This is a genomic window from Flavobacterium sp. W1B (assembly GCF_047344965.1).
Lineage (GTDB): Bacteria > Bacteroidota > Bacteroidia > Flavobacteriales > Flavobacteriaceae > Flavobacterium.
The window spans coordinates 704,088-724,367 of the sequence record NZ_CP178845.1 but is presented as its reverse complement, the minus strand read 5'-3'; the positions used below and the strand labels follow the sequence as shown (position 1 = coordinate 724,367).

The following is a 20,280-nucleotide window of genomic DNA, read 5'->3' as shown; positions in this document are numbered from 1 at the left end:
GAGTGTTATATGTTGGTGCAAAATTAGAGTTTTTATCTTATTTCAAATAAAAAACGGCTCCCATTTCTGAAAGCCGTGAGTAAATTAAAATCGTCTGTCGCCATCTAGTAAACTTCCTAATCCGCCCAGTAAGCTACCTTCTTCGCGGCTATTACCGCCAGCTCTTGGCGCCGAAGCGATAATCCGATCCGCTAATCGGCTGAAGGGAAGAGATTGCACGTACACCGTTCCCGGTCCGCGAAGGGTTGCGTAAAATAAGCCTTCGCCTCCAAAAATGGAGTTCTTGATTCCGCCGATGAATTCGATATCGTAATCAATGTCTTTGGTAAAACCTACAATGCAGCCCGTGTCTACTTTTAGAACTTCGCCGGCGCGCAGTTCTTTTTTAGCCAAGGTTCCACCCGAATGTACAAATGCCAGACCGTCGCCCTCAATTTTTTGCATGATGAAACCTTCACCGCCAAAAAGGCCGGTGCCTATTTTTTTGGAGAACTCAATGCCGACAGCAACACCTTTGGCGGCGCAAAGGAAAGAGCTTTTTTGACAGATAAATTTTCCTTGAAATTCGGTCAAATCAATAGGGAGGATTTTACCGGGATAAGGAGAGGCAAAAGATACTTTGCCTTTGGTATTGTTTTGATTGATAAAGGCGGTCATGAACAAGCTTTCGCCGGTAAGGACTCTTTTTCCTGCATTTAGGAGTTTTCCAAAAATACCGGTTTGCTGTTCAGAGCCGTCTCCAAAGATGGTTTGCATCTGGATATTATTGTCCATCATCATGAAACTGCCCGCCTCGGCAATTACTATTTCTTGTGGGTCTAATTCGATTTCTACATATTGCATTTCTTCACCAAAAATCTGGTAATCTATTTCGTGTGCTCTCATAATTTTAGTTTTTTGATATTAGTAATTAGTTGGAAGCTTAATTAAAATGTTACATTTTTATGATTTATTTAAGCGTTTTTTTGCACAAGGGATGGCAGCGGAAAGCCCGCAGTCCCGATTTTTTCGGGACGAGGACTTATAGCGTACAGCCCGACCTTGCCGTAGTTTGCGGAGGCGAGGATGTGCCATAATTTAACAAAAAACGGCTCACATTACTGCGAGCCGTCTTAGTTGTTTTTTCTATATTCTTAATTAAGAATTCATCAAGCTTTCTATTTCCTCTACTTCGATAGGAATATTGCGCATTAGGTTGAATGGAGCTCCAGTTTCTTGGATTACCACATCATCTTCTAGGCGTATTCCAAAACCTTCGGCAGGGATATAAATTCCGGGTTCTACAGTGAAAACCATATTGGCTTGCATCGGATCAGTCAGGATTCCATAATCATGGGTGTCTAATCCCATATGGTGTGAAGTTCCGTGCATGAAATATTTTTTGTATGCTGGCCAGTCCGGATTTTCGTTTTGCACATCGGCTTTATCGATTAATCCCAGACCAAGCAATTCTGATGTCATAATTTTACCTACTTCAGCATGGTATTGTTTCCACATAGTTCCTGGAACCAACATTTTAGTAGCTTCGTTTTTAACATTTAAAACGGCATTGTAAACGTCTTTTTGTCTATCCGAAAATTTTCCAGAAACAGGAATTGTACGCGTCATGTCGCTAGAATAATTAGCATATTCGGCACCAACATCTAGTAAAATTAAATCGCCAGCCTTACATTGTTGGTTGTTCTCTATATAATGCAATACGTTAGCATTGTTTCCTGAACCAATAATTGGTGTGTAAGCAAAACCTTTAGAACGATTAGAAATGAACTCGTGAATGAACTCGGCTTCGATTTCGTATTCCATTACATTTGGTTTTACAAATGAAAGTATTCTTCTAAAACCTTTTTCGGTGATGTTACACGCTTGTTGGATAAGGTCTAGTTCTTCGCTTTCTTTTACCGAGCGGATGCGTTGCAAAATTGGATTGCTTTTGGCAACCGCGTGCGCAGGATATTTCTCTTTCCACCATTTTACAAAACGAGCTTCGCGGGTTTCTGTTTCCACGGTAGCGCGATAATGTTCGTTAGTGTTGATGTAAATAGTTTCTGAGTGCGTCATTAATTCGAATAAAACTTTTTCGAATTCTTGCAGCCAATACACGGTTTTGATTCCTGAAACTTCGAAAGCGCGGTCTTTGGTTAATTTTTCACCTTCCCAAACTGCAATATGATCGTTAGTTTCTTTTAAGAACAAGATTTCTCTTTGGTGTTCGTAAGGAGCATCCGGGAATAATAGCAAAATACTTTCTTCCTGATCTACGCCGCTTAAATAAAATATATCGCGGTGCTGTGCAAATGGCAAAGTACTGTCTGCGGAAACAGGATAAATATCGTTAGAATTAAAAACGGCTACGCTTTTAGGCTTCATCTGCCCCATGAATTTAGCGCGGTTTTTTATAAATAATTGACGGTCTATTTGATGGTATTTCATATTATGTAAAATTTATTTTTTAAACAATGGGATATCGTCATTCAGTATCCGAATTGGGGCTTGAGATTGTTGAAAAGAGCTAACAATTCGGTTTTTATTTTGATGAGTCAAAAATACTAAGATTAAATCAGTTTAAGTTAGGAATTTGATAAATTTTATATAAAAACATTAAATTCGATAGTTTGAAATTTATAACTTTAAGCTATTTCTTTTTGGCTCAAATTGTAACATTTTTTCTTGATTTTGTAGGTTTTATTCCGGCAGTTGTAGGTGTTTTTATATCGAACTAAAATTGATGTGTTGGTAAAATCGGGATATTTTTTTTTAATATAAAATTTAAAAAACCATTGATTAGTCATTAATCATCAAACAATCAGTTAAAAGTGTTTTTTAAGAGATGTCTTAAAGAGGTGCAAGGCACTTTAAAATCATTATAAATAACAGCGAAAAGGTTGTAGTTCATGTCTATTTGCTTTATTTTTGTGATATTTTTTAAAACAAATTATTCAAATCTTATGGCAAAATCTGCATTATTGAAGTCGTCAATAGCTAAAAAAGTTGCTATGGCGCTTTCAGGAATTTTTTTGATGTTGTTCCTAGCACAGCACTTTTTCATCAATATGACGTCGGTTTTTAGTTCTAATACTTTTAATTCGATATCCCATTTCATGGGGAACAATCCGTTGGTTCAATTCGTTATCCAGCCAATTTTAGTCGTGGGAGTAATTTTTCACTTTATCATGGGTTTTGTTTTGGAAATTCAAAATAGAAATGCAAGACCGATTTCTTATGCTAAGAATAACGGAGCGGCTAATTCTTCTTGGGCTTCAAGAAACATGATTTATTCTGGGGTTGTAATTCTTGCCTTCTTATTCTTGCATTCTTACGATTTTTGGGTTCCAGAAATGGTTTACAAATACGTAGAGGTTAATCCGTTGGATGAAACAAGGTATTTCCATGAATTAGTAGCAAAATTTGAAAGTCCAGTTCGTACTGCTTTATACTGCTTGTCATTTGTGTTGTTGTCTTTGCACTTACAACACGGTTTCAGCTCCTCTTTTCAGTCTATCGGACAAAATAATAAATACACAAAAGGTTTGAAGAATTTCGGATTAGGTTTCGCGATTGTTGTTCCTTTAGGTTTCGTATTTATTGCATTATTTCATCATTTCAATCATTAATATACAATTATAATGGCATTAGATTCAAAAATTCCAAATGGTCCAATTGCGGACAAATGGACCGATTATAAAGATCATATTAATTTAGTAAACCCTGCTAACAAACGTAATTTAGATATTATCGTTGTTGGAACAGGACTAGCAGGAGGTTCTGCCGCTGCTACTTTGGCTGAGTTAGGATATAACGTAAAAGCATTTTGTTTTCAAGATTCACCACGTCGTGCGCACTCTATTGCGGCACAAGGGGGGATCAATGCGGCAAAAAATTATAAAGGAGACGGTGACTCTGTTCACAGATTGTTTTACGATACTGTAAAAGGAGGAGATTACCGTGCTCGTGAGGCTAACGTATATCGTTTAGCTGAAGTTTCTGCTAATATTATTGACCAATGTGTGGCTCAAGGGGTGCCATTGGCTCGTGAATATGGTGGATTATTGGATAACCGTTCTTTTGGAGGAACTTTGGTTTCTCGTACATTTTATGCTCAAGGGCAAACAGGACAACAATTATTGTTAGGAGCTTATTCTGCAATGAACCGTCAAATTGGTCGTGGAAAAATCAAAATGTACAACCGTCACGAAATGCTAGAATTAGTAATTATTGATGGTAAAGCAAGAGGAATTATCGCTCGTAACTTAGTTACTGGTGAAATCGAAAGACATTCAGCTCATGCAGTTGTAATTGGTTCTGGAGGTTATGGAAACGTTTTCTTCTTATCAACAAATGCAATGGGTTCTAATGCTACTGCAGCTTGGAAAATCCACAAAAAAGGGGCTTTCTTTGCAAATCCTTGTTATACTCAAATTCACCCAACTTGTATTCCGGTTTCAGGAGATCACCAGTCTAAATTGACTTTGATGTCAGAGTCGTTACGTAATGACGGACGTATCTGGGTTCCTGCAAAACAAGAAGATGCACAAGCAATTCGTGAAGGAAAGAAAAAAGCAACTGATTTAGCGGAAGCTGACAGAGATTATTTCTTAGAAAGAAGATATCCTGCTTTTGGTAACTTGGTTCCACGTGACGTAGCTTCTCGTGCTGCAAAAGAAAGATGTGATGCTGGTTTTGGTGTTAACAAAACGGGTGAAGCAGTTTACTTGGATTTTGCTGCAGCAATTAAGCGTTATGGTACTGAAGCGGTTTATGTAAAAGGTTTAGATGCTAATGATACTAAATTAGTAACTAAATTAGGTACTGAAATTGTAAAAAGTAAATACGGGAACTTGTTCCAGATGTATTATAAAATTGTAGATGAGGATCCTTATACTTCACCAATGATGATTTACCCAGCGGTTCACTACACAATGGGTGGAACATGGGTTGATTATAACTTGATGACTACAATTCCTGGTTGTTTCTCTATCGGAGAATCTAATTTCTCAGATCACGGAGCAAACAGACTTGGAGCTTCTGCTCTAATGCAAGGTTTAGCTGATGGATATTTCGTATTGCCTTATACTATTGGAGATTACTTAGCTCCAGATATCAAAATGGGTGAAATTTCTACAGATTTACCAGAGTTTATTGAGGCTGAGAAAAGTGTAAAAGAATTGATTTCGAACTTTATGAATAATAAAGGAACGCATTCAGTTGACCACTTCCACAAAAAATTAGGTAAAATTATGTGGGATAAAGTAGGTATGGCTCGTAACGAAAAAGGATTAAATGAGGCTATTGTAGAAATTGCTGCTTTACGTGAAGAGTTTTACAAAGATGTAAGAGTACCAGGAACTGACAAAGGATTCAACCAAGAATTAGAAAAAGCAATTCGTGTTGCCGATTTCTTAGAATTAGGAGAATTGTTTGCTAAAGATGCTTTACACCGTAATGAATCTTGTGGAGGTCACTTCCGTGAAGAATACCAAACAGAAGAAGGGGAAGCTTTACGTGATGATGAAAACTTTGCATATGTAGCTGCTTGGGAATACAAGGGAAAACCTAGCGATGCCGTATTACACAAAGAGCCATTGGTTTACGAAAACATCAAACTAGTTCAAAGAAGTTATAAATAGTATTCAGAAAAGTCTCGATACTTATTTCTTAATACTCAATACTTATACACAATGAAACTTACATTAAAAATATGGCGTCAGAAAAACGCCCAAGATAAAGGAGCAATGGTTGATTATAAAATCGACGGAATTGAACCTGATATGTCATTCCTTGAAATGCTTGACGTATTCAATGAACAACAAATCAATGCTGGTGGAGATCCAGTAGCTTTTGACCACGATTGTCGTGAAGGAATTTGCGGAATGTGTTCTTTATTCATTAACGGTGAAGCGCACGGACCAGACAGAGGAGTTACGACTTGTCAATTGCACATGCGTATGTTTAAGGATGGTGACACGATTACAATCGAGCCATTCCGTGCTGCTGCTTTCCCAGTAGTAAAAGATTTAGTAGTTGACAGAAGTTCTTTTGACAGAATTCAACACGCTGGAGGATTTATTTCGGTAAATACTTCTGGAAATACAATTGATGCCAATACAATCCCTATTAACAAGAAAGATGCTGATGATGCTTTCGATGCCGCTACTTGTATCGGTTGTGGTGCTTGTGTTGCTACTTGTAAAAACTCATCTGCGATGTTGTTTGTGGCTGCCAAAGTATCTCAATTTGCTTTATTGCCACAAGGTCAAGTAGAAGCGGTTGATCGTGTATTAAACATGGTAAATCAAATGGACGATGAAGGTTTTGGTAACTGTACCAATACTGGAGCTTGTGAGGTGGAATGTCCAAAAGGAATTTCTCTGGAAAACATCGCTCGTATGAATAGAGAATATTTATCTGCAAGTTTGAAAGGATAAAACCTCGAAATATAAATTTAAAAAACGCATTCAATCTCAAAGTTGAATGCGTTTTTTTATATAAATAAACGTTAGATTTTAGATAGGGTTTAGTCTTTCCATCCCCAAGGTGCGGAAGGTGTTGAAACTGCCTTTGTAATGTCAAATTTAACGGTAAACAATCGGTCCGAACCAATGCGTCTTAAGTTATACGTAAAAGAAGTTTCGTCTAAAGTAATCCACCAGACATTTGCAGCAGCATTTGGAATTAAATCACATGTTTCTTGATCTGCTGGGAAAAACTGAAGCGTTGACGAACCAGAATTAGAGGTTGTTCCTCCGTATTGGGTAACCTTGTCTTCAGAGCCATCTTCGTGACGGTGGTCGTGTTTCAATTGAATGCGGTCGTTTGTGTATGTTAACACCCAAGTTCTTGATTTGTCGTCTCCTACAAAAAACGGAATTCGAATGGTGTTTTCACTGCAATTACGGACGTGCATTACTAGTTTTTTATCTCTAAAAGTATCATTGTCAGCGCCTTCTTTTACTTCTCCTTCAAAAGATTTTCCGCATTGTTTTTGTAAATTTTCCCAAAATTGTTTAGCTCCTGATTTCTCTTGTCCCCAAATCAAAACAGAGAATAACATTGTGCAGAGAAGTATTGTCTTTTTCATAATTGTGTTTTTTTTGCTAATATAATGAACTTATACTATTATGATATTTCTTATTTTTATGAAAAAATAAAACGATGCAAGTTATACTGATACAAGCTCCTTTAGTTTGGGAAAATTCAAAATTTAACCGCGATTATTTCGAAGAAAAAATTAATTCAATTTCTTCGGCTGTTGATTTGATTGTGCTTCCGGAAATGTTTACCACCGGTTTTACGATGAATCCCAGTGCTGTTGCCGAAACGATGGAAGGCGAAACTGCGTTATGGATGCAATCATTGGCGAAAGCCAAAAACAGTGCCATAACAGGAAGTATTGTTATTGAGGAGAATGGCAATTTTTATAATAGAATGTTATTTGTGTTTCCTTCGGGCGAGATTCAGTATTATGATAAAAGACATTTATTTACCCTTGCCGGAGAGAATAAAGTTTATACGGCAGGAACTAAAAAAGTTATTATTGAGTATTTAGAATGGAAAATTTGTCTGCTTGTTTGTTATGATTTGCGTTTTCCGGTTTTTTCAAGAAACATTGAGGATTATGATTTGATGCTTTATGTAGCCAGTTGGCCAAAAATAAGAACAAATGCTTGGGATGCTTTATTGAAAGCACGAGCAATAGAAAATATGAGTTATGTAATAGGTGTTAACAGAACCGGAGTAGATGAAAATGGACATGTATATATTGGGCATTCGCAAGTTGTCGATTACCTGGGAGATTATATAGTGGAGCCACAAGAAGCCGATGCAGTTCTTACAGCTACTTTAGATAGATCCAAATTAATCGAAGTTCGAAAAAAACTAGGTTTTTTGAACGATAAAGACACTTTTGAGCTTAAAAACTAGATTTTTTCTTGTTATCCGTTTTCTTTTTTGGTTCAGGCGTGTAAGGAATGCTCAAATCGAAAGCTTGCTCGACATCCCAATTTGCTCGGATATCTATTTCTTTTGAAAAATAAATCACTTCTTCGGAATAGCGTTTCTCTAAATAATTTCCGGAATCGTAAATTTTATTTTTGTTTTCGTCATAAATAGCGCGAAGTGTAAATAGTGTGGGTTCTAGTAGATTAAAATCGACAGTGGTGCTGTTTTCGGTGTATTCAGAAGCAAAAACAACATCACCTTTTGCATCTGTTAATTCTACAATGACCGGAAAATGCTTTACGTTTTCTAGTTTTATTCTAAGATTCCCATAATCCGAAGTGTTTTGCGTAGTCACTTTATAAGTTAAAGTATCATTTGATTTTTCGAAAAAATCGGTAAAAGCTCCCGGTAAAATGGTGAAAGTGTATTTTTCTAAAGGTTCTTTCTTGAAATCAAAAAACAATTTTTGATTAAAATCATCATATTCGCTAGTAAAAGGAACAGCAATAGAATCCTTATTAATCAGTTTTATTTTTGAATTATCAAATTTAACCAATGGCGTGGCAGTTTCTAATGTAAATCGATTCCTAAAATGCAAAGTCCCATTGTATAGAGCTGTTATGTTTAAGGTGTCTTTCTTTTGGTCTTTAATTTTGAAAGTAAAGTCTTTTTGGTATTTATCTTTGGCTGCAGCCAAGGATAAAGAATCGGTTTTTAATGGCTTGAACCATATTTGGAGCGAATCTTTTTTAGGTAGCTGTGTTATAATCGAAGCTAAGGTTTCGTTGTTGTTTTTTAAAGTTATTTTTGGTCTGGAATTGGCTAAAGTCATATTTCCTTCATATCCCATAAGCAAACGATTTCCGGAAGCTTGAGTAGGCTTAAAGGCTTTAAATGGGAGTACTTCTTTGAATAATTCCAATTCATATACAGTGTCATTAGGAATGGTGATGAATTGTTTGTGAAATCCAATTTTATCCTCTTTTGGGTTAAGTTTATTATTGTTGTTTTTATCCTTTAGTGCTACAAGAAGGTATTTTCCAGCCTTTAGATTTTCAAGACGGAATGTTTTTAAACTGTCTAAGGTATTTGTAATGTATCTAGGATTTTCTTTGTAAATAACAGAATCTTTAAAGGTGTCATTTACTTCATAAAGCATTACCGAAACAAAAGAATCGGCTTCCTTATTTTTAGCGTCTTTTATTCTTCCGCCAAGAGCTAAGGAGTCAATATAGGCACCAGTTGAGAATACATATTTAAACTGATTATAGGGATTTCCTTCGTTATTATCGGCAATACTTTGCCCAAAATTTAAGCTATAAGTAGTATTAGGCTGCAAAGTATCTTTTATTTTTATAGTAATATGTTTGCTTGCAGTTGTTGGTAGGATTAGCGGTTCCTGTTTCATTGGTGGCGAAATGACCAATTGTTTGTTTAGGTTTTTGAGCTTGATGTTTTCATCAAATTCTAATTTGATTTCGTCTCCTTTAAAATTGGTGTTGAAGTTTTCTGGGAAACTCATTTTTAGGACAGGAGCAATGGTGTCTTTTAGACCGCCAGTGATTGATCCTCTTTTGGCACAACCAGCTATCGAAAGTGCTAAAATGATGTATATAATGAGTGTTTTATTTTTCAACATAAAAGTTCAGAATTTAAGGATACAAAATAACAATTATATTTACTCTAATCGAAACTTTTATAGAATTATTAGGTGGATTTGTATAGGTTGTCGATTGATTTAAGTCGGAATCCACCCTTTTTAAGTAATAAAATCCTACATTTGTAAAACTTTTAATTCTTTTATTTTTTTGAAAAATTATTTTTGGTATATCGTTTTAATTGTGGTTTTTGCTTCTTGCAATCGTAAAGAAAAACCGATTATTGCTTTTTATTATTGGAAGACCAATTTTTCTTTATCATCTTTAGAAAAAGAAACGTTACAAGGTAATGATGTTCAAAAAATATACATTCGGTATTTTGATATTGATTTACACCCAAAAACAAACGAACCTTTTCCATTAAGTCCGATACATTTTTCTGCTCTTCCGTCGGTGAAAACAATCGTTCCGGTGGTTTATATCAAAAATAAAGTGATGCTAAAGGCCAATTTTGACAGCAAAAAGCTGGCGCAACAAACCTATGATTTTGTAAATCTTATCAATTCTAAAAATAATCTTTCTTGTCAGGAAATTCAAATAGATTGCGATTGGACTTTGCAAAGTAAAACAAACTATTTGCAGTTTATAGAAGACTTTAAACGTATTTCGGATAAAAAACTATCAGCTACAATTCGATTGCACCAAGTGAAATATTTTGAAAAAACTAAAATTCCTAACGTAGATTCGGCTGTTTTGATGTATTATAACATGGGAAAAATTGCGGTAAATTCGCTCAATTCTATATACGATCAGAGTATTGCCAGCCGTTATTTAAAAAGTTTAAAGAAATATCCTTTGGCATTAGACTTTGCCTTGCCAATTTATTCCTGGGGAATTCATATTAGTGATGGAAAAGTGATTGGTTTACGAAGCAAAATGACAGTTTCGGACTTACAATTGGATTCCAATTTTACCTTAGAAGAATCCAATAGTTTTCGAGTAAATCGTTCTAATTATCGAAAAGGAACTTTTTATAAAAAAGGCGATATCTTAAAAATAGAAGCCGTTTCGGGTGCTGATTTAAAAGAAATGGCTCGTGATTTAAAAGAAAATTCGGCAGCAATGCCAAAAGAGATTATTTTTTATGACTTAGACGAACTCAATATAAAAAACTATGAGAAAACTATTTTTAAGCAAGTTGTTTCTTGTTTCTAGCATCTTTTTACTATTTGTTTATGGTGTTATTTATGCTTGTGGTGGTGGCGAATGGTTTGAGGATTGGTATTATGGATACAATTCTAATTTTACGCCAGAAGCTTTTGTTGATAAATCCTACTCGCCATTGTTTTTGTCTGGAGAAGTTTTTTACGGAATTGGGTTTGATGCTCAGCACAATTCCAGATTCAACGATGAAATAACGGCTGATTGGCAGTCTTTTTTAAAAGAAAAGATGAATCCAGACGAGGTAAAGGCTTTTTTATTAGACAATAACAGAAAAATAAAGGTTGAGGAATTGTACTTCTTTTTTAAAACAAAAGAAAAAAATGAATCTTCGATAGGTTTTGCTTCGAAAATAAATTTGAAAGATGCAAAGACTAAAGAGTTTATTAGGTTTTTATATTTGGCACAACAAATAGAAACTGTTTCTATTGGAGAAGAACATTGGGGCTATGAACCGGTTGTTTCAAAGGTTTTTACTGATTTAGAATTGATTAAAGAAATTGAAAATAAATACAATACAACAAAAGATGCGTTTCTAAAAAATCGATATTGGTTCCAAACGATAAAAGCTTATTTTTATAGTGATGATAGGCAAAAAGCAATTGATTTTTTTAATAAAACAGCAGCTTCTGTTCCTAAAAACACCTTGTATTATAGAGCAGTCGGCTATTTAGCGGGAATTTATTACAAGCAAAAGAATTATGCGGTTTCTAATTATTTGTACAGCCAAGTTTTTGATAAATGTCCGCCAATGCGAGTGGTTGCGGCTTATAGTTTTCATCCGCAAGAGGAAGCAGATTGGAATCAATCCTTAGCGATGGCGGAAAACAATCAGGAAAAAGCGGCGCTTTGGGCTATTCATGGGTTTTATAAGGACGAAGTAAACGCGATTTCTAATATTTTTGAATTAGATCCTTCAAGCGAGCATTTGAATTATTTGTTAACGCGATTAATTAATGGTCAAGAGAATAAAATTAATGCTAATTATAAGGATAAATCGGTTTCGGAGAATAAGAAATCACAATTAGCCAATATGGATAAATCGGTTTTGGCTTTGGTGAATAAAATTACTGCTTCAAATGCTACACACGAACCCTATCTGTGGAGTATTGCATTGGGTTATTTGCAAACTTTAAACGGAGAATATACAAAAGCAGATAAAACCTTTGATGCGGTGGCACCAAAGTTGCCTAAAACGGACTTGGCTTCAAATCAGTTGCGATTGTTGCGATTTGTGAATAACTTGAATAAAATTTCAGTTATTAATCCTGCTTCTGAAAAAACGATTTTGAATGATTTACATTGGCTTTATAAGGAGCTTCCGAAAAAGAACATAGAGAGTTTTCGTTATCATAATGCTACCAATTGGAGTAAATTGTACTTGTCAGCCTTGTATAAAGCAAAAAACAACAATGTCATGGCGGAGCTTTTTGTAGCTACGGAAGGATTTTATGACAATGATAAAAACTTACAAGCGATGAAAGATTTCCTTTCGAAATCAAATAAAACCGAAATGGAAGTCATTGCAAATAGTGTTTATAATCTGAAATTGAAAGATATTAATGCTTTTCAAGCTACAAAAGCCACTTTTGAAAATAAGATTCCTGAGGCAATTGCTTTTATGCAAAAGACCGACAGTTTGCAATACGTAAAATTTCCGGGAAATCCTTTTAACGGAAATATCAAAGATTGCCACGATTGCGAGCATGCCGCTCATCAAAAAAAGAAGTTTACGCAAATAGAGTTTTTAAAGCTGATAAAAGAGATGCAGGATAAGGTGGTTCAAAATGAAGATGTTTATAATAATTGTTTGTTATTGGGCAATGCTTTTTACAATATTACTCATTTTGGGAATGCACGTCTTTTCCATGAAGGCGCTATTGCAGGTTTTGGTTCTAGTCCAACTTTTTTTAGAGATCCAATTAAAAAAATGATTGTAGATTGCTCATTGTCAAAAATGTATTATAGAAAAGCCTTTGAAGCGGCGACTACAAAGGAACAAAAGGCAAAATGTGTTTATTTGTTGGCAAAATGCGAACGAAATGAATTTTACAACAATAGGTATTATTTCCAGAATAAAAATTGGTGGGATATGTATGATGATAAGGTTAATTTTTTAGCTTGGGATGGTTTTAAAAAGTTAGAAAAAGACTATTCTGACACAAAATACTATCAGGAGGTAATTGCAGAATGCGGGTATTTTAGGACTTATATTAACAGACCATAATCGTATCTTTGTTGTTTAATACAGTTTGTAGGATGAGAAAAATAGAACATATAGGAATTGCAGTGAATGATTTGGAAGTTTCGAATCTGGTTTTTGAGAAACTTTTTGGCGCACCAGCTTATAAATTTGAGGAAGTAGAAAGCGAAGGAGTTACAACTTCTTTTTTTAAAAACGGTCCAAATAAAATTGAACTTTTGGCAGCTACTAATCCCGATAGTCCTATTGCTAAGTTTATAGCCAAGAAAGGAGAGGGAATCCATCATATTGCTTTTGATGTGGAGGATATTGTTGAGGAAATAGCGCGTTTGAAAAAGGAGGGCTTTGTTGTTTTGAATGAAATTCCAAAAAAAGGGGCCGATAATAAGTTAGTTGCCTTTTTGCATCCAAAAAGCACTAATGGTGTTTTGATAGAGTTGTGTCAGGAAATAAAATAATTTTTCTTTAAAATTTAGAAATCTAATAATCAATAACTTTCTGATTTGAATGTTCGAATAGTGTGTTTAATTGAAAATCTAAGCAAAAAATATTTGGTGTAAACGAAAAATAGTAGTAATATTGCAAACTCTTAACCGGTCCTATAGCTCAGCTGGTTAGAGCACCTGACTCATAATCAGGTGGTCCCTGGTTCGAGCCCAGGTGGGACCACAAAAAGCCTTTTAGATTTTTCTAAAAGGCTTTTTTATTTTATGCCGATGAAAATCAGGTTTTTATAAGAAAAAGTCATATTTTTGTTATGATTGTTTTTTGTGGGAACGGTGTTTTTTTTAAATCTTTTTTATTTCAGGATAATGAAAATTAGCAAAAACAAATTATTTATTTTAATTGTTTTCCTATTTGGATTTTTTGTTGTTTGGAATAAAGTTTCGGCGAAAACCACTCCGCCTGCGCCAACAAACCAGAGAAATACTCCGCCGCCGCCAGATGGTTTGCCTATTGATGAAAATATTGTGATATTGGTTGTGATTGCTCTGTTGTTTGGAATTTATGTCATTTATAATCATAGATTAAAAACAAAAGCTCCAAATTAATTTGGAGCTTTTGTTTTTAATGAGATTTTGATCGTCTTGTTTTTTAGCGGTTAGCGTGTAATTTAGATACATATTTCCCGATTACGTCAAATTCTAGATTTATTTTTGTGCCTACTTTAAAGCTTTTAAAATTAGTGTGCTCGTGTGTATAAGGGATGATGGCGACGCTAAATTGGTTTTTCTTTGAATTTACGACGGTTAAACTTACTCCATTTACGGTAATCGAGCCCTTTTCGATTGTTAGATTATTTAAGGCTTCATCATATTCAAAGGTGTAGAGCCAGCTTCCGTTAGTTTCTTGAGCTTCAATACAGGTTCCGGTTTGGTCAACATGTCCTTGTACGATGTGGCCGTCTAGTCGATCTCCTAATTTCATCGCTCTCTCTAAATTTACGCTATCGCCAACTTTCCAATCTACCAAGTTTGTTTTTTTTATCGTCTCGTCAATAGCGGTTACAGTGTAGTTGTTGTCTTTTAGGGCAACAACCGTTAGGCAAATTCCATTGTGCGAAACACTTTGGTCTATTTTGAGTTCAGCGGTAATCGAAGAGTCTATCGTTATATAGATGTTGTCTTTCTCTTTTTTTATTTCTTGGATGGTGCCAAGGGTTTCTATTATTCCTGTAAACATTTCTTGTTTTATTTTACTAAATTTGCACTTCAAAATTAGCAATAAATAACTTGTGGTCATGATGAAAAAAGCAGAAAATATAATTGTTGGAATTTCAATCGGAGATTTAAACGGTATTGGAAGCGAAGTTGTTTTAAAAACATTCGAGGATTCGCGAATGTTAGAGTTGTGTACGCCCGTTATTTTTGCTAATGTGAAAATAATGTCATTTATAAAAAAGAATTTAGAGTCTGCTGTTGCGCTTCATGGGATTGATAAATTAGATCAGATTCTTCCGGGGAAGATTAATGTTTTGAATCTTTGGAGAGAAGGAGTCGATTTGAATCTTGGAGTTAATGATGAAAAAGTAGGGGAGTATGCTGTGAAATCATTTGTGGCGGCAACGAAGGCTTTGAAAGAAGGTTTGGTAGATGTACTGGTAACGGCGCCAATCAATAAATACAATATACAATCGGAAGAGTTCAAGTTTCCGGGACACACCGATTATCTAGATCAAGAATTAGAAGGAGATGCTCTTATGTTGATGGTTCAGGATGGTTTAAGGGTTGGGCTTTTGACGGATCATATCCCGGTGAGTGAGGTTGCGTCACATCTTACTGAAGATTTGATTGTAAGGAAAATAGAAACTGTAAAGCAGTCTTTAATCCAGGATTTTAGCATCAATAAGCCTAAGATTGCTGTTTTGGGGTTGAATCCGCATTGTGGTGACGGCGGAGTGATAGGAAAAGAAGATGACGCGGTTTTGAGACCGGCATTAAAAAAAATATTTGACAAAGGAACTTTGGTTTTTGGGCCTTTTGCTGCGGATGGATTTTTTGGAAGTGGACAATACGAGAATTATGATGCAATAATTGCCACTTATCACGATCAAGGATTGATTCCTTTTAAAACGTTGTCTTTTGGTAAAGGAGTGAATTATACGGCCGGTTTGGATAAAATAAGAACTTCTCCGGATCACGGAACTGCTTATGATATTGCAGGGAAGGGTATTGCAGATTATAATTCTTTCAAGGAAGCTGTTTATCTTGCATTAGATGTTTATCGTTCAAGAGCGGAGTATGCAGAAATCAGTGAAAAACCACTAAAGGTTAGGGAAAAATAGCAGAAGATAAAAAATAATAAATAACATTATTAGTTTTGCAATAATTTTATATCTTTGCACTCCCGAAGTTTGGGGTAAAATTTTGTTGAAATGAATAAGACAAAAGAATATGTAATCCCTTTTGTGGGATTAAAGCTAGGGAAACATCATTTTGAGTATCAAATAGCTAATGCGTTCTTTGAAATCTTTGATTATGACGAATTTCAAAATTCAGAAATCAAAGTAAATGTAGTTTTAGAGAAGAAAAGCAATATGTTGGAGTTGACCTTCAAGCATAAGGGTACAGTTAATGTGCCTTGTGATCTTACGAGTGAAGATTTTGACATGCCTGTAAAAGGGGATATGAGGTTGATAGTTCGTTTTGGAGAGGTGTATAATAATGACAACGAAGAGTTGCTTATTTTACCTTTTGGAGAGTTTGAAATAGATATTGCGCAGTATATATATGAAATGATTGCGCTTTCTGTGCCTCTAAGACGAGTTCATCCAGGAGTGAAAGACGGAAGTTTAAAAACGGAAGCTCTTGAGAAACTGAATGAATTAACATTAAAAGAACAACCAGAAGAAGATAAAGAAGAGAATAAAGAAGAAAATATTGACCCACGTTGGGACAAATTAAAGCAACTATTAACGGATAAATAATATAGTAAAATGGCGCATCCTAAGAGAAAAATCTCCAAAACAAGAAGAGATAAGAGAAGAACACATTATAAAGCTACTGTAGCACAAATCGCTACTTGCCCAATTACGGGTGAAGCACATTTATACCACAGAGCCTACTGGCATGAAGGGAAAATGTATTACAGAGGACAAGTTGTTATCGATAAGTCTGTAGCTGTTGCTTAATGCATTTTTTACAAATGATATTTGAACTCTCACTATGTGAGAGTTTTTTTGTTGTCTGTTATTTTAAATAAATTAAAGAGTTCTAAAACAGAGGGTTTAGGATTTTTTTTGTAATTTTCAACTCTTTTAAACGTTTTATTAAATGGTAGCATTTGATAAAAAATATTCGAATACAATGAATACAATTACGGCCGCAATCACCGCTGTAGGAGCCTATGTTCCTGACTTTGTACTTTCAAACAAAGTTCTTGAAACAATGGTTGATACAAACGATGAGTGGATTACCACTCGTACAGGAATTAAAGAAAGAAGAATCCTTAAAGATGAGGATAAAGGCACCTCTTTTTTAGCTATAAAAGCAGCTCAGGATTTATTAGCGAAAGCGAATATTGATCCTTTGGATATTGATTTATTAATAATGGCAACTGCAACACCAGATATGCCGGTTGCTTCTACAGGAGTATATGTTGCCACTCAAATTGGAGCAACAAATGCTTTCGCCTATGATTTGCAAGCAGCATGTTCTAGTTTCTTATACGGAATGTCTACTGCGGCTGCTTACATTCAATCAGGAAGATATAAAAAAGTACTTTTAATTGGTGCCGATAAAATGTCTTCTATTGTAGATTATACAGATAGATCTACTTGTATCATCTTTGGAGATGGTGCAGGTGCAGTTTTGTTTGAGCCTAATAATGAAGGTTTAGGATTACAGGATGAATATTTGAGAAGTGATGGCGTAGGTCGTGATTTTTTAAAGATTGATGCTGGTGGATCACTTCATCCAGCCTCATTAGAGACAATTAAAGAAAATCGACACAACATTGTGCAAGACGGTAAAACAGTTTTTAAATATGCTGTAACTAATATGGCTGATGCAAGCGAGTTAATCTTAAAAAGAAACAACTTGACTAATGAAGATGTTAATTGGTTAGTGCCACATCAGGCAAACAAGCGTATAATAGACGCTACTGCAAGCAGAATGAATTTAGAAGAATCTAAGGTTTTGATGAATATAGAAAAGTATGGAAATACGACTTCTGCAACCTTGCCTCTTGTTCTAAATGATTTCGAACACTTACTTAAAAAAGGAGATACGGTTATTTTTGCTGCATTTGGAGGTGGATTCACTTGGGGATCTATATATTTAAAATGGGCATACGACAAAAAATAAATTTAAACTAAAAACAAATAATCATGGATTTAAAAGAAATTCAGAACTTAATCAAATTTGTAGCAAATTCGGGAGTTGCAGAAGTTAAATTAGAAATGGATGATGTTAAAATCACCATTAGAACAACTTTAGAAGGAAACGTAACTGAAACTACTTATGTTCAGCAAGTTCCTGCTCAAGGTCAACTTCAGCAAGCATTGGCTCCACAAATTTCGGCGCCAGCAGCTCCAGTAGCAGCAGCTCCAGTTGTTGAAGAGTCTAAATATGTAACTATAAAATCACCTATCATTGGAACTTTCTACAGAAAACCATCACCTGATAAAGCTGTTTTCGTAGAAGTAGGAAATACAATTGCTAAAGGAGATGTTCTTTGTGTTATTGAAGCAATGAAATTATTCAATGAAATTGAATCTGAAATTACTGGTAAAATCGTGAAAATATTAGTAGACGATATGTCTCCTGTAGAATTTGACCAACCTTTATTCTTGGTAGATCCATCATAAGAAATTTTGAATGATGAATTTTGAATGATGAATTATCATCTGTCATTCAAATAATTTAAAATTTATAATTATAATTTATAATTTCAATAAGATGTTTAAAAAAATATTAATTGCAAATAGGGGAGAAATTGCGCTTCGTATTATCAGGACCTGTAAGGAAATGGGAATAAAAACGGTGGCTGTTTATTCTACTGCAGATGCAGAAAGCTTACACGTAAAGTTTGCTGATGAGGCTGTTTGTATTGGTCCACCGCCAAGCAACTTGTCCTATATGAAAATGTCAAATGTTATTGCTGCTGCTGAGATTACCAATGCAGATGCAATACATCCAGGATACGGATTCCTTTCTGAAAATGCAAAATTCTCAAAAATATGTCAAGAGCATGGAATCAAATTCATTGGTCCATCTTCTGAAATGATTGAGAGAATGGGTGATAAAGCTTCGGCAAAAGCAACAATGATATCTGCAGGAGTGCCATGTGTACCTGGTTCAGAAGGATTGTTAGAGTCTTTTGAGCAAGCACAAAAATTGGCAAAGGAAATTGGTTATCCAGTTATGCTAAAAGCTACTGCCGGTGGTGGTGGAAAAGGAATGCGTGCTGTTGCTAAAGAAGCAGACTTACTAAAAGCTTGGGAAGATGCCCGTCAGGAATCTGCCGCTGCTTTTGGAAATGACGGTATGTATCTTGAAAAATTAATTGAAGAACCTCGTCATATCGAAATTCAAGTAGTTGGTGATGCTTACGGTAAAGCTTGTCACCTTTCTGAAAGAGATTGTTCTGTTCAACGTCGTCACCAAAAATTGACAGAAGAGACTCCATCTCCGTTTATGACTGATGAATTGCGTAATAGAATGGGTGAAGCGGCTGTAAAAGCGGCTGAATATATTAAATACGAAGGTGCTGGAACGATAGAATTTTTGGTGGATAAACACCGTAATTTCTATTTCATGGAAATGAATACCCGTATTCAGGTGGAGCACCCAATTACCGAGCAAGTTATAGATTATGACTTGATACGCGAGCAAATTTTAGTTGCTGCTGGTGTGCCAATTTCAGGTAAAAATTATTTGCCACAATTGCACAGTATCGAATGTCGTATCAATGCAGAAGATCCGTACCATGATTTCCGTCCTTCACCAGGAAAAATCACGACGCTTCATATGCCAGGTGGACACGGAGTAAGATTGGATACCCATGTGTATTCCGGTTATACGATTCCACCAAATTACGATTCGATGATTGCAAAATTGATTACTACAGCTCAATCAAGAGAAGAAGCTATTAGTAAAATGAGAAGAGCATTAGATGAATTTGTAATTGAAGGAATAAAAACAACAATACCTTTTCATAGACAATTGATGGATGATCCTCGCTATTTAGCAGGAGATTATACAACTGCTTTTATGGATACATTCAAAATGGTTGATCCTTTAATTTAATTTATTGTATATATTATAATTAAGCCGCACTATATGTGTGGCTTTTTTTTATGGCTTTTTTTTCCGAAAGTGTGTAAAAAGTATCCATTTTAGGTAATCATTACACGTGGATATCCAATCGTTTTAAAAACGGAATTAATATTAATTCGTTGTAAATTAATATGTTATATTTTTTTAATTAAGAAATAATTAGCGGCATAATAATTTCATTGTCTGAAGTGTAAAACAATAATAATTATATTTAAATAGACACATTATGAAAAAATTAATCTTATCAGCCGCTATCGTATTAGGAAGTTTATCAACATTTGCAGCCACTATAGCTACAAACAATCCAGTAGAAAAATCAGTGACAATTGCTGAAGAATACACTGAAATCAAAATAGAAGAGTTGCCAGCGGCAGTTGTAAACGCTTTGAAAAAAGCCTATCCGGATGCGGTGCTTACAAAAGCGTATGTAAACGAGAAAAAAGAATATAAGTTAGATATAACTGTAGGTGAAAAAGTAGGTTCTTTATTTGCTGATGCAAACGGAAAATGGATACAAAAATAAAATAGGTTTTGTTTTTTAAAA

General features: G+C 35.0%; 20 protein-coding genes and 1 tRNA gene. 16 read left to right on the top strand and 5 right to left on the bottom strand.

Going from position 1 to position 20,280, the window contains the following annotated elements:
• Positions 1–84 precede the first annotated feature (84 nt).
• Both ACMDB5_RS03205 and ACMDB5_RS03200 read right to left on the bottom strand, forming a co-directional pair.
• On the bottom strand, positions 85–885 hold the full coding sequence (locus tag ACMDB5_RS03205) for a TIGR00266 family protein (protein ID WP_413999579.1): 801 nt from the start codon (positions 883–885) through the stop codon (positions 85–87).
• Positions 886–1,137: 252 nt separating this feature from the next.
• On the bottom strand, positions 1,138–2,430 hold the full coding sequence (locus ACMDB5_RS03200) for an aminopeptidase P family protein (protein WP_413999578.1): 1,293 nt from the start codon (positions 2,428–2,430) through the stop codon (positions 1,138–1,140).
• Positions 2,431–2,945: 515 nt separating this feature from the next.
• Here ACMDB5_RS03200 and ACMDB5_RS03195 point away from each other — a divergent pair.
• From ACMDB5_RS03195 to ACMDB5_RS03185, 3 genes are read left to right on the top strand one after another with little or no spacing between them, the layout of a single operon-like run.
• A complete protein-coding gene (locus tag ACMDB5_RS03195) occupies positions 2,946–3,611 on the top strand; it encodes a succinate dehydrogenase cytochrome b subunit (protein WP_413999577.1) in 666 nt (221 codons plus the stop codon).
• Positions 3,612–3,623: 12 nt separating this feature from the next.
• Positions 3,624–5,624: a fumarate reductase/succinate dehydrogenase flavoprotein subunit gene (locus ACMDB5_RS03190; RefSeq protein WP_413999576.1), complete on the top strand. Its 2,001-nt coding sequence runs from the start codon at positions 3,624–3,626 to the stop codon at positions 5,622–5,624.
• Between the two features lie 51 nt (positions 5,625–5,675).
• Complete coding sequence (locus ACMDB5_RS03185) at positions 5,676–6,422, top strand: succinate dehydrogenase/fumarate reductase iron-sulfur subunit (RefSeq protein WP_413999575.1); 747 nt, start codon at positions 5,676–5,678, stop codon at positions 6,420–6,422.
• Positions 6,423–6,511: 89 nt separating this feature from the next.
• Here ACMDB5_RS03185 and ACMDB5_RS03180 read toward each other — a convergent pair whose 3' ends face one another.
• Positions 6,512–7,075 carry a hypothetical protein gene (locus tag ACMDB5_RS03180; RefSeq protein ID WP_413999574.1) on the bottom strand — a complete coding sequence of 188 codons (564 nt, stop codon included), beginning with the start codon at positions 7,073–7,075 and terminating at the stop codon, positions 6,512–6,514.
• 74 nt (positions 7,076–7,149) lie between these two features.
• Between ACMDB5_RS03180 and ACMDB5_RS03175 the strand changes: the two genes are divergently transcribed.
• Positions 7,150–7,917: an amidohydrolase gene (locus ACMDB5_RS03175; RefSeq protein ID WP_413999573.1), complete on the top strand. Its 768-nt coding sequence runs from the start codon at positions 7,150–7,152 to the stop codon at positions 7,915–7,917.
• Here ACMDB5_RS03175 and ACMDB5_RS03170 read toward each other — a convergent pair.
• A complete protein-coding gene (locus tag ACMDB5_RS03170) occupies positions 7,907–9,574 on the bottom strand; it encodes an Ig-like domain-containing protein (protein ID WP_413999572.1) in 1,668 nt (555 codons plus the stop codon). The genes ACMDB5_RS03175 and ACMDB5_RS03170 overlap by 11 nt on opposite strands.
• Positions 9,575–9,743: 169 nt before the next feature.
• Here ACMDB5_RS03170 and ACMDB5_RS03165 point away from each other — a divergent pair, with 169 nt between their 5' ends.
• From ACMDB5_RS03165 to ACMDB5_RS03145, 5 genes are all read left to right on the top strand, one after another.
• Positions 9,744–10,748: a hypothetical protein gene (locus ACMDB5_RS03165; RefSeq protein ID WP_413999571.1), complete on the top strand. Its 1,005-nt coding sequence runs from the start codon at positions 9,744–9,746 to the stop codon at positions 10,746–10,748.
• Positions 10,708–12,981 (top strand): tetratricopeptide repeat protein, encoded by a 2,274-nt coding sequence (locus ACMDB5_RS03160; protein ID WP_413999570.1) that lies wholly within the window; start codon positions 10,708–10,710, stop codon positions 12,979–12,981. The genes ACMDB5_RS03165 and ACMDB5_RS03160 overlap by 41 nt, the downstream gene beginning before the upstream one ends.
• A gap of 32 nt (positions 12,982–13,013) precedes the next feature.
• Positions 13,014–13,415 (top strand): methylmalonyl-CoA epimerase, encoded by a 402-nt coding sequence (gene mce, locus ACMDB5_RS03155; RefSeq protein WP_413999569.1) that lies wholly within the window; start codon positions 13,014–13,016, stop codon positions 13,413–13,415.
• 137 nt (positions 13,416–13,552) lie between these two features.
• Positions 13,553–13,626: transfer RNA gene (locus tag ACMDB5_RS03150), tRNA-Ile, on the top strand.
• Between the two features lie 143 nt (positions 13,627–13,769).
• The gene (locus tag ACMDB5_RS03145) at positions 13,770–14,009 is read left to right on the top strand and encodes a hypothetical protein (protein ID WP_413999568.1); all 240 of its coding nucleotides are present in this window, start codon (positions 13,770–13,772) and stop codon (positions 14,007–14,009) included.
• A 43-nt stretch (positions 14,010–14,052) separates the two neighbouring features.
• Here ACMDB5_RS03145 and ACMDB5_RS03140 read toward each other — a convergent pair whose 3' ends face one another.
• Positions 14,053–14,640 (bottom strand): riboflavin synthase, encoded by a 588-nt coding sequence (locus ACMDB5_RS03140; protein WP_413999567.1) that lies wholly within the window; start codon positions 14,638–14,640, stop codon positions 14,053–14,055.
• A gap of 58 nt (positions 14,641–14,698) precedes the next feature.
• On the opposite strand from ACMDB5_RS03140, the gene pdxA reads away from it, so the two are divergent.
• The 7 genes from pdxA to ACMDB5_RS03105 all read left to right on the top strand — a co-directional run bounded on the left by pdxA (position 14,699) and on the right by ACMDB5_RS03105 (position 20,259).
• Entirely contained in the window at positions 14,699–15,742 is a 1,044-nt protein-coding gene (gene pdxA / locus ACMDB5_RS03135) for a 4-hydroxythreonine-4-phosphate dehydrogenase PdxA (RefSeq protein ID WP_413999566.1), read from the top strand.
• Between the two features lie 90 nt (positions 15,743–15,832).
• Entirely contained in the window at positions 15,833–16,384 is a 552-nt protein-coding gene (locus ACMDB5_RS03130) for a YceD family protein (protein WP_413999565.1), read from the top strand.
• 9 nt (positions 16,385–16,393) lie between these two features.
• Positions 16,394–16,588, top strand: a complete 195-nt coding sequence (gene rpmF / locus ACMDB5_RS03125) for a 50S ribosomal protein L32 (RefSeq protein WP_007137315.1) — start codon at positions 16,394–16,396, stop codon at positions 16,586–16,588.
• Positions 16,589–16,763: 175 nt separating this feature from the next.
• Positions 16,764–17,762, top strand: coding sequence for a beta-ketoacyl-ACP synthase III (locus ACMDB5_RS03120; protein ID WP_413999564.1), 999 nt, complete (start codon positions 16,764–16,766; stop codon positions 17,760–17,762).
• Positions 17,763–17,785: 23 nt separating this feature from the next.
• Positions 17,786–18,265, top strand: a complete 480-nt coding sequence (accB, locus tag ACMDB5_RS03115; RefSeq protein ID WP_413999563.1) for an acetyl-CoA carboxylase biotin carboxyl carrier protein — start codon at positions 17,786–17,788, stop codon at positions 18,263–18,265.
• Between the two features lie 91 nt (positions 18,266–18,356).
• Positions 18,357–19,706 (top strand): acetyl-CoA carboxylase biotin carboxylase subunit, encoded by a 1,350-nt coding sequence (gene accC / locus ACMDB5_RS03110; RefSeq protein WP_413999562.1) that lies wholly within the window; start codon positions 18,357–18,359, stop codon positions 19,704–19,706.
• Positions 19,707–19,962: 256 nt separating this feature from the next.
• Positions 19,963–20,259 carry a hypothetical protein gene (locus ACMDB5_RS03105; protein ID WP_413999561.1) on the top strand — a complete coding sequence of 99 codons (297 nt, stop codon included), beginning with the start codon at positions 19,963–19,965 and terminating at the stop codon, positions 20,257–20,259.
• Positions 20,260–20,280 lie beyond the last annotated feature (21 nt).

What these genes read in the sequence shown, in the direction of transcription:
- ACMDB5_RS03105 (WP_413999561.1), top strand. Translation starts at nt 19,963, where the DNA reads ATGAAAAAATTAATCTTATCAGCCGCTATCGTATTAGGAAGTTTATCA.
- ACMDB5_RS03200 (WP_413999578.1), bottom strand. Translation starts at nt 2,430, where the DNA reads ATGAAATACCATCAAATAGACCGTCAATTATTTATAAAAAACCGCGCT.
- ACMDB5_RS03140 (WP_413999567.1), bottom strand. Translation starts at nt 14,640, where the DNA reads ATGTTTACAGGAATAATAGAAACCCTTGGCACCATCCAAGAAATAAAA.
- ACMDB5_RS03175 (WP_413999573.1), top strand. Translation starts at nt 7,150, where the DNA reads ATGCAAGTTATACTGATACAAGCTCCTTTAGTTTGGGAAAATTCAAAA.
- pdxA (WP_413999566.1), top strand. Translation starts at nt 14,699, where the DNA reads ATGATGAAAAAAGCAGAAAATATAATTGTTGGAATTTCAATCGGAGAT.
- mce (WP_413999569.1), top strand. Translation starts at nt 13,014, where the DNA reads ATGAGAAAAATAGAACATATAGGAATTGCAGTGAATGATTTGGAAGTT.
- ACMDB5_RS03160 (WP_413999570.1), top strand. Translation starts at nt 10,708, where the DNA reads ATGAGAAAACTATTTTTAAGCAAGTTGTTTCTTGTTTCTAGCATCTTT.
- ACMDB5_RS03185 (WP_413999575.1), top strand. Translation starts at nt 5,676, where the DNA reads ATGAAACTTACATTAAAAATATGGCGTCAGAAAAACGCCCAAGATAAA.
- ACMDB5_RS03205 (WP_413999579.1), bottom strand. Translation starts at nt 885, where the DNA reads ATGAGAGCACACGAAATAGATTACCAGATTTTTGGTGAAGAAATGCAA.
- ACMDB5_RS03190 (WP_413999576.1), top strand. Translation starts at nt 3,624, where the DNA reads ATGGCATTAGATTCAAAAATTCCAAATGGTCCAATTGCGGACAAATGG.
- ACMDB5_RS03145 (WP_413999568.1), top strand. Translation starts at nt 13,770, where the DNA reads ATGAAAATTAGCAAAAACAAATTATTTATTTTAATTGTTTTCCTATTT.
- accB (WP_413999563.1), top strand. Translation starts at nt 17,786, where the DNA reads ATGGATTTAAAAGAAATTCAGAACTTAATCAAATTTGTAGCAAATTCG.
- ACMDB5_RS03195 (WP_413999577.1), top strand. Translation starts at nt 2,946, where the DNA reads ATGGCAAAATCTGCATTATTGAAGTCGTCAATAGCTAAAAAAGTTGCT.
- ACMDB5_RS03120 (WP_413999564.1), top strand. Translation starts at nt 16,764, where the DNA reads ATGAATACAATTACGGCCGCAATCACCGCTGTAGGAGCCTATGTTCCT.
- accC (WP_413999562.1), top strand. Translation starts at nt 18,357, where the DNA reads ATGTTTAAAAAAATATTAATTGCAAATAGGGGAGAAATTGCGCTTCGT.
- ACMDB5_RS03130 (WP_413999565.1), top strand. Translation starts at nt 15,833, where the DNA reads ATGAATAAGACAAAAGAATATGTAATCCCTTTTGTGGGATTAAAGCTA.
- ACMDB5_RS03170 (WP_413999572.1), bottom strand. Translation starts at nt 9,574, where the DNA reads ATGTTGAAAAATAAAACACTCATTATATACATCATTTTAGCACTTTCG.
- rpmF (WP_007137315.1), top strand. Translation starts at nt 16,394, where the DNA reads ATGGCGCATCCTAAGAGAAAAATCTCCAAAACAAGAAGAGATAAGAGA.
- ACMDB5_RS03180 (WP_413999574.1), bottom strand. Translation starts at nt 7,075, where the DNA reads ATGAAAAAGACAATACTTCTCTGCACAATGTTATTCTCTGTTTTGATT.